Source organism: Micropruina sp. (genome assembly GCF_027492755.1).
Taxonomy (GTDB): Bacteria; Actinomycetota; Actinomycetes; order Propionibacteriales; family Propionibacteriaceae; genus Micropruina.
The window spans coordinates 1-7,418 of the sequence record NZ_JAPUED010000175.1 but is presented as its reverse complement, the minus strand read 5'-3'; the positions used below and the strand labels follow the sequence as shown (position 1 = coordinate 7,418).

6 protein-coding genes are annotated in these 7,418 nt (G+C 68.2%); 2 read left to right on the top strand and 4 right to left on the bottom strand.

Annotated elements, in window-relative coordinates:
* Positions 1–191: 191 nt before the first annotated feature.
* Complete coding sequence (locus Q0066_RS12185) at positions 192–1,352, top strand: glycerophosphoryl diester phosphodiesterase membrane domain-containing protein (RefSeq protein WP_298133250.1); 1,161 nt, start codon at positions 192–194, stop codon at positions 1,350–1,352.
* Positions 1,353–1,460: 108 nt separating this feature from the next.
* Here Q0066_RS12185 and der read toward each other — a convergent pair whose 3' ends face one another.
* From der to Q0066_RS17570, 4 genes are read right to left on the bottom strand one after another with little or no spacing between them, the layout of a single operon-like run.
* Positions 1,461–2,798 carry a ribosome biogenesis GTPase Der gene (der, locus tag Q0066_RS12180; protein WP_298133249.1) on the bottom strand — a complete coding sequence of 446 codons (1,338 nt, stop codon included), beginning with the start codon at positions 2,796–2,798 and terminating at the stop codon, positions 1,461–1,463.
* On the bottom strand, positions 2,795–3,508 hold the full coding sequence (gene cmk, locus Q0066_RS12175; RefSeq protein WP_298133252.1) for a (d)CMP kinase: 714 nt from the start codon (positions 3,506–3,508) through the stop codon (positions 2,795–2,797). Before cmk ends, der begins: the two co-directional genes overlap by 4 nt.
* A 5-nt stretch (positions 3,509–3,513) precedes the next feature.
* Positions 3,514–4,593 (bottom strand): prephenate dehydrogenase, encoded by a 1,080-nt coding sequence (locus Q0066_RS12170; protein ID WP_298133247.1) that lies wholly within the window; start codon positions 4,591–4,593, stop codon positions 3,514–3,516.
* Complete coding sequence (locus Q0066_RS17570; RefSeq protein WP_366521521.1) at positions 4,590–4,772, bottom strand: ubiquitin-like protein Pup; 183 nt, start codon at positions 4,770–4,772, stop codon at positions 4,590–4,592. Before Q0066_RS17570 ends, Q0066_RS12170 begins: the two co-directional genes overlap by 4 nt.
* Before the next feature lie 202 nt (positions 4,773–4,974).
* Here Q0066_RS17570 and Q0066_RS12160 point away from each other — a divergent pair.
* A partial coding sequence (locus Q0066_RS12160) for a hypothetical protein (protein ID WP_298133245.1) occupies positions 4,975–7,418 on the top strand: 2,444 nt, incomplete at its 3' end.

The window sequence follows — 7,418 nt, the reverse complement described above, 5'->3', positions numbered from 1 at the left end:
AGGATTTGAACCTGCGACCCCTTGACCCCCAGTCAAGTGCGCTACCAAGCTGCGCCACAGCCCGCTCTTCTCTTGTTGAAGGGGCCCGCGAGCCCCGACGGCTCACACTACACGGTTGGACTGGTCGCTCTCAAAGTGACCTACGCGCGGCGTCCGACGGCTTGTCAGTGCCGGGTCGTAGACTGCTGCAGGTGATCAACCCCACTCCCATGCTTCGCCCCAGTCCGATGGATATCTCCGGCCTGTTCGCAGGCTCGTTCGAGGCGCTGAAGCGGCGCTTCGGCTTGTTCATCCTGTTGTCCCTCGCACCATCGCTGCTGGCCCTCGCCATGTTCATCGCGGCCGCCGTGGTCGGTGGCAGCGCGGCAATCACCGGCAACGAGAGCGCCATGATCACCTCGCTGATCATCGTCGTGGCGATCTTCGCCGTCGGCAGCCTCGTTGTCGCACTCGCCCAGCTCAAGATGTACGGCATGATGTCGCAGGCCGCCTACGAGATCGCCCAGGGCGAGCGTCCCGACTTCAATGGCCTGATGGCCCGTACCCGCGGCTACCTGCCGCGCATGCTGCCGGTCATCGCGCTCTTCTTCGGCATCATCATCGCCCTCTACCTGCTGATCGGCGCCATGATGTGGGCGATGTTCAACAGCGTCGCCAACGGAGGTGATCCCACCGGGGCCGTGCTCGGTGTGTTGGGCCTGGTCACCCTGTTGACCGTGGTGGCGGTGCCTGTCTCGATCATCCTGTGGACCAAACTGCTCTACCTGGTGCCGTCTGTCGCCATCGAGGGGCTGGGCGGCATGGAGGCTCTGAAGCGTTCCTGGACCCTCACCAAGGGCAGCTTCTGGCGCACCTTCGGCTACGCAATTCTGCCGCAACTCGCCGTCACCGCTGTGGTGTGGGTGTTGAACGCGCTCAGTCAGGTGGTTGGCGGCGCATTCGGTGTCGCGATGCCCCGCAACCCCACGGCCGCCGAGTCGATGGCCTATCTGCTGGCGCTGATTCCGTTGTTCACGATCACCATCGTGCTGCAGATCGTCGTGCAGCTGTTCACCACTCCGTTCATTCAGAGCTACTACACCTACATGTTCATCGATCAGGTGCGACGCAATGAGCAGCCGTCCGGCTACGGCCAGTTCGGTTATGGCCAGCCCGGGTACCCGCCGGCCGGTCCGCAGACCGGACAGCCCTACGGCTACCCGCAGCAGCCCGCCCCTGGAACACCTCCGCCGGGTCAGGGCCCGCAATACCCCGGCGCACCACAGCCACCGCAGCAGTACCCCGGTCAGCAGTACCCGCCGCAGCCCGGACAGCCCGGCTCATCGCAGAACCAGTGGCCCGGGCAGAACTGACAGTCGACCCTGGTTGAGCTTGTTGAGGGTTTCGACAAGCTCAACCAACGGGGTCGATCGGGGAGGGTTTCGACAAGCTCAACCAACGGTGACTTGACCGGCGATCGACTACTTCTTGCGCTTCTCGCGGGCACGTACCTCGATGTGCACCGGGGTGCCGGCGAAGCCGAACTCCTCGCGCAGCCGGCGCCGCAGGAAGCGGACGTAGCCCGGATCGAGTTGGCCCGAGGTGAACAGGGCGAAGGTCGGCGGACAGGTGTGTGCCTGCGTGCCGAACAGGATGCGGGACTGTTTGCCGCCCCGCACCGGGTGCGGGTGTGCGGCGGTGATCCGACCCAGGAAGGCGTTGAGCTTGCCGGTCGAGATGCGGGTCTCCCAGCCCTCCAACGCGGTCTCGATGGCTTTCGAGAGCCGGTCGACGCCGCGTCCGGTGAGTGCCGAGATGTTCACCGAGGGCGCCCAGGAGAACGCCTGAATGTCCTGCTCGATCTCGCGGTTGAGGTAGTGCCGGCGTTCCTCGTCGGTCAGGTCCCACTTGTTGTAGGCGATCACCAGTGCCTTGCCGGCCTCTTCGGCCATGGTGATCACCCGCAGATCCTGGTCGGCGATCGGCTCGGACGCGTCGATCACCACCACGCAGACCTCGGCCCGTTCGATCGCGGACGCCGTGCGCAGCGAGGCGTAGTACTCGTGTCCGGACGCCTCCTTCACCCGACGCCGGATGCCGGCTGTGTCGATGAATCGGTAGACGATGCCGCCCACCTCAACCAGTTCGTCGACCGGGTCGACGGTGGTGCCGGCCACGTTGTCGACCACCGAGCGTTGCTGGTGGGCGAGCTTGTTCAGCAGCGACGACTTGCCCACGTTCGGACGGCCCACGATCGCGACCCGACGGGGACCGCCGATCACCTCGTCGGTCTCCTGCGGGGCGTCCGGAAGCGCGTCCATCAGGGCGTCGAGCAGGTCGCCGGAGCCGCGTCCGTGCAGCGCCGAGACCGGGTGCGGCTCCCCCAGTCCGAGGTTCCACATCATCGCGGCCTCGGCCTCGTTGCGGGCGTCGTCCACCTTGTTGGCGGCCAGCACGACCGGCTTGCGGCTGCGCCGCAGCACCCCGACGACGGCCTCGTCGACGTCCTGGATGCCGACCGAGGCGTCCACCACGAACAGCACGGTGTCGGCGGCCGCGATGGCCAACTCGGCCTGTTCGGCGATCTGCGCCGCCAGCCCCTTGGCGTCCGGGGCCCAGCCTCCGGTGTCGACGATGACGAACTCGCGGCCGTTCCAGGACGCGTCGTACGACACCCGGTCGCGGGTCACCCCGGGGATGTCCTGGACGACCGCCTCACGGCGTCCGATGATCCGGTTGACCAGCATCGACTTGCCGACGTTGGGCCGTCCGACGACGGCCACCACCGGCTTGATGAGCTCTTCGGCGCTTTCAGTCACGGTGTTTCCTTGTCTTCGCCGGTTGGGCCTGTCGAAACTGTCGGAGTTGCCCGTTCGGCCAACTCCACCACGGCGTCGATCACCTGGTCCAGCGAGAGCAGGCTGCCGTCCAGGCTGACCACGCCGTCCGCGGCGGTGCTGAAGTTCACCAGGGTGGAGTCGTCGGCATCCCGGCGCAGGATCTGGTCGCGCAGCGCGGCGTCGTCGATCTGCCCGCCATGGTCGAGTTTGCGGCGCGCCATCCGGATCTCCGGATCGGCGCTGAGCAGCAGCCGGACGTCGGCGTCCGGGGCGACGACGGTGGTGATGTCGCGGCCCTCGGCGACGATGCCGTTCGGCGCGCCCTCGATGATCGCCCGCTGCCGAGCGACCAGGTTCTCCCGGCAGGCCGGGATCACCGCGACCGTGGAGACGTTGCTGGAGATGCGCTGGGAGCGGATCTCCTCGGTGACGTCGCGGCCGTTCACCCGCACCCACTGACCAGCGGGATCGGTGGAGATCTGGATGTCGGCGCGCACCACGGCGTCGGTGACGGCAGCGGTGTCGGCACCGTCGACGCCGGCGTCCAGGTAGGCGACGGTCACCGCCCGGTACATGGCGCCGGTGTCCAGGTAGGCCAACCCGAGCCGGGTCGCCACCCCGCGGGCGGTGCTCGACTTACCCGAGCCGCTGGCCCCGTCGATGGCGATCACTAGGGGTTTCGTCATGATTCTCCTCACAGCGACTCGGAATAGCGCAGCGTCCAGCCGGCTTCGGTCATGGCCTCTTCGAGCCCGGCCCGCGCGGCCTTGGTCACGCCGACGGCGAGATAACCCACCTCGCGCTCGGGGTCGTGGTCGATCCGGATGTCTTCGACGTTGACGCCGGCAGCCTCGACGTCGGCGAACAGCCGGGCCAGCGCACCGGGGGTGTCGGGAATGGCCACGATCACTTCGGCATAGGCGGATTCGCCGGTGCCGTGCTTACCCGGCAGTTCCCGGACGCCGCGGCGTCCGTCGGCGAGGAATCGACGCAGCGCCTCTTCGTCGCCCCAGCCTTCGAGCAGCTCGTCCAGGGTGTCCCGGACGGCCTCGAGTTCGGTGCGTACCGCGTCCGCGTTGGCGCTGATGATCTGGGTCCACAGCCGAGGATCGGACGCCGCGATCCTGGTCACGTCGCGTACCCCCTGGCCGGCGAGTCGCAGGTGCTCCTCGGGGACCTCATTGAGGCGGGTGGCGGTCAGGCTGCTCATCAACTGCGGCAGGTGCGACACCTGGGCGACGGCCTCGTCGTGGTGGGTGGCACCCATGCTGACGATCCGGGCACCGCAGTTGCGGGCCAGCGCATGGACGGTGAGCACGGCTTTCGCCCGGGACGTGTCGTGCGGGGTGATCACCCAGGTGCGGTCGACGAACAGATCGGCGCGCGAGGTCAGCGGACCCACGCGTTGCGAACCGGCCATCGGGTGCGAACCGACGTAGCGGGCCAGGTTGAGGCCGCGTCCGCGCAGCTCAGCCAGGACGGTGCCCTTCACCGAACCGACGTCGGTGACGGTCGCCTTCGGGTAGGTGCGCAAGGCGTTCTCGATGGTGTCGGCGAGCCGTGCCGGCGGGACGCCGACGACGACCAGCCGGACCGTGGCCGGGTCGATGGGGTCGGTGGTGCCGGCGCCGCGCGAGGCGGCCACCTTGGCGTGCGAGGACAACCGGTCGATCAGGTGCACCTCGACACCGGCCTTGACCAGGGCGGCACCGACCGACGCCCCGACCAGCCCGGTTCCGATCACCACCGCTGGGGTCAGGGTTGGTTCGTTCACTGGCCGCCCTTCTGCACGAAGGAGCGCACATACTCCTCGGCATCGCTCTCGAGCACCGAATCGATCTCGTCGAGCAGAGCGTCGTAGTCAACCGCCGGCTTGGTGGTCGCCGGGGTCACCTCGACCTGCGCCTCGTCCGCGCGCGCAGTACCGCGCTGACGCTGAATGCGCTCGGCCATGGGTTCCTCCTGTTCAGTCCGACAGCCTATCGCGCCGGCCGCAGACGGGTTTCGCCGGACCGCGAGGACGGTCCCCGGTGACCGGGAGACCGTCCCTGCGTACCGGGGTGGGGGTACGCACTTGTACGCACCGACGGCGGGGGCTGTGAGGCGTAGTGTCCGAAGCGATTCCGCCCACCCGCGGGGAAACCAGGCGTCCGTTATGGAACTTCCGTTGCTTCTGGCGGGGCCGATCCTGCGCAGGGTCGACCCGGGGCTGGTCAGCGTCTGGACGGCGTTGAGCAGTCCGGCCGAGGTGACGCTGGAGGTGTTCGAGGGGCGGGTCGCCTACGACACGACCAACCCGCCGTTCGTGTCCAGCGCCGACCCGCCCGATCCGAACGCGCCGCCCCCGTTCCCGGGTGCGGAGGCGATCCGGCTCGGTGAGCAGCTCTACCTGAGCCTGGTGTCCGCCCGCATCCCTCCCGCCTCGGGGAAGACCTTTCAGCCGGATCGGTTGTACTCGTACAACCTCTGGATCGAGGCCGACGGCGGCACCAACACGTTGCAGTCGTTGAAGCTGCTGGAGACCCATCAGGTCAGCGGCACCACCGCGGGTCCGCTCGGCTACGCCGACCGGATGCTGCCCAGCTTCGCCCTGCCACCCAGCCAGCTGGACGACCTGCAGCTCGCCTACGGCTCGTGCCGGCGGGCGGGCTACGACGACGGCGACGCGTTCACCTGGATGGACGAGTACCTGGCCGAACGCGTCGGCGATCCGCGGGCCCGGCTGCATCAGCTGTTTCTGGGTGGCGACCAGATCTACGCCGACGACGTCGAGGACGTACTGATGCGACGGGTGGTCGAGCTGGGCGTCGAACTGATCGGGACGGCGCCGGCGTCCGGTCCGCTCGCCGGCGAACCGTCCACGACACCGATCGAGCGGGTCGCCGTTGACAAGGTGCGGCTGCTGAAGCGCACCGTCGACCCCGAGAATCCGGACGCCGCCTACGACGACGAGGCCACCGCCACCACCACGGCCAACCCGCTGCCCGCCGGCCCACCCTGGTTCGGGGTGGGCAACCGGCTCTACCTGACCAACTGCAGCGCCCAGCTGACCAGCGAGGACGGCAAGAACCACCTGATCTCGCTGGGCGAGTTCGCCGCCACCTACCTGCTCTACTGGTCGCCGGCCTGCTGGGGCACCGAGATCCCGGGCGCGAAGCTGAAGCAGACCCCGGACGCCGCGGCGTCCGGCACCGTCAACTGGCTCGACGTGCTCACCGACCAACAGTCCGTCGACCTGCCCGCCCCGGGCTTTCCCGCCCGGGTGCCGCAGTACACCTTCACCGACGCAACGGTCCGAACCGAGGAGATCGCCAAGGAGACGAAGCGCCGCAACGAGCTCAGCGCCGCCGAACGCGCCGAGGAGGATGACAAACGCGCCAAGGACAAGGCGAAGAAGGAAGCCAAGGCGCCGAAGGTCAGCCGTCGTAACCAACGGGTGCACCGGCAATTCCTGGCCGGCCTGTGGCGCGCCCAACGGCTGCTCGCGAACGTGCCGACCTACATGATCCTCGACGACCACGACGTCACCGACGACTACTTCCTCACCCCGATGTGGCGGCACCGGGTGCTGGGCTCCGCCCTCGGCCAGACCATCCTGACCAACGCGATGACCGCCTATGCCCTGTTCCAGGACTGGGGCAACGACCCGCGGCGCTACGACGTCACCTCTCTCAGCCGTCCGGAGTTGGGCGGTCAACTGCCCGGCGATCTGCTGGTGGCCGTGCCGAAACTCTTCCCCGAGGGCGCCACCAAGGGCCCGGACGCCGCCACCTTCACCGCGCTGGCGAAGATGTTCGGCCACGACCTGGACAACCAACCGCTGCCCAACGGGCAGTTCCTGTCGGTCAAACCGCCGATCAGTTGGCATTTCATCATCGACGGCCCGAAACATCGCGTGGTGGCGCTCGACAACCGCACCCGGCGCAGCTACGTCAGCGAGGTCGGTCCGCCCGGCAACGTGTCGAAGGAGGCGTTGGACGACCAGATTCCCAAGCCGCCGCTGCCGGCCGGCGTCGAGGTGCTGGTGGTGATCGCGCCGCTGCAGGTGATCGGTCCGCCGGTGCTCGACGAGGTGGTCGGGCGGGCGATCTACAAGATCTTCGACGCCTTCCACTACGACGAGGTGGCCGAGACGAAGATCTCCGGCACCCGGCTGATGCCCGGCACCAATCCGGACGCCCTGGAGACCTGGGCGCTCGACGAGAACACCTTCGAGTACCTGATGTCCAGGCTGGCCGACTACGGCCGGGTGGTGCTGCTCTCCGGTGACGTGCACAACGCCGCGTCCAACCTGATGAGCTACTGGCGCGGCACCAGCACCAGCCCGGCCAGGATCGCCCAGTTCACCTCGAGCGGCTTCAAGAACGTGATGCCGGTCTACCTGCAGGCCCTCGACGCGAAGATGATGGCGTTGCAGCAGATGCTGCGGGCCCGGCTGGGCGTCGAACGACTCGGCTGGACCAGGCCGGACGCCAACCTGGTGCTGCTGCCGTCCGGACGCTCCGAGGACGACCTGGTCGCCGTCACCCGCGCGAAGCTGCTGCGCAGCCCGGTGCTGCTGCCCACCCACGGCTGGATCGACGACAACCCGCCCGGCGA

Coding starts and splice junctions, on each gene's coding strand:
- Q0066_RS17570 (WP_366521521.1), bottom strand. CDS start 4,772: ATGGCCGAGCGCATTCAGCGTCAGCGCGGTACTGCGCGCGCGGACGAG.